This is a genomic window from Bordetella petrii (genome assembly GCF_020991325.1).
GTDB lineage: Bacteria > Pseudomonadota > Gammaproteobacteria > Burkholderiales > Burkholderiaceae_B > Bordetella_A > Bordetella_A petrii_E.
This window is the reverse complement of record NZ_JAJMLX010000519.1, coordinates 1-897: the sequence shown is the minus strand read 5'-3', so window position 1 is coordinate 897 and position 897 is coordinate 1. Positions and strand designations below refer to the sequence as shown.

The 897-nt window shown below is 69.0% G+C and carries 1 protein-coding gene; it reads left to right on the top strand.

The genetic code is table 11. From position 1 onward, the window contains the following. Nucleotides 1–897 (top strand): ABC transporter permease (locus LPZ50_RS25085; RefSeq protein WP_419195644.1); only part of this gene is annotated, 897 nt, incomplete at both ends.

Genomic DNA, 897 nt, shown 5'->3' with positions numbered 1-897 from the left:
CTGGCCCGTCTGCGCGGCCTGGCCCAAGGCCTGCCGGCGTTGCGCTTTGCGCTGGCCGGGGTGGTGCGCCGGCGCGCCGCCACCATTACCCAGGTATGCGCCCTGGCCATCGGCTTGATGGCCCTGCTGCTGCTGGCCATGACCCGCACCGACCTGGTCGCGGGATGGCAGCGCACGCTGCCGCCCGACGCGCCCAACCGTTTCCTGATCAATATCCAGCCCGACCAGCGCCAGCCCGTGCTGGATTTCCTGTCGTCGCACGGGCTGGACAATGTGCAGTTGTGGCCCATGGTGCGGGGCCGCCTGGTGGCGGTGGACGGGCGTCCCGTGGGGCCGGCCGACTACGAAGAGCCGCGCGCCAAGCGCCTGGTCGACCGCGAATTCAACCTGTCGTTCGGCGAGACCCTGCCCACCGGCAACCGCATCGAACAGGGCCGCTGGCTGCGCCCCGATGCGCGGGAAGTCTCGCTGGAATCGGGCTTGGCGCAGTCGCTGGGCCTGTCCGTGGGCGACGTACTGCGCTTCGATATCGCCGGGCAGCAGGTCGATGTCACCGTGGCGGGCATCCGCAGCGTCGACTGGGATTCCATGCAGGTGAACTTCTTCGCGGTGCTGTCGCCGGCAGCGTTGGCAGAGATGCCGCAAAGCTGGATCACCTCGTTCCACCTGCCCGCCAGCCAGGCCGATCTGCCGCGGGAACTGCTGAGGCAGTTCCCCAACCTGACGGTGTTCGACGTGGGGTCCATCCTGAACCAGCTGCAATCGGTGCTGGACCAGGTCACTACCGCGGTGCAGCTGCTGTTCATATTCACCCTGGCCGCGGGCGTGCTGGTGCTGGCCGCCGCCCTGACGGCCACCCGCGACGAGCGGGTAACGGGGCGGTTCATGCGGTCTCCT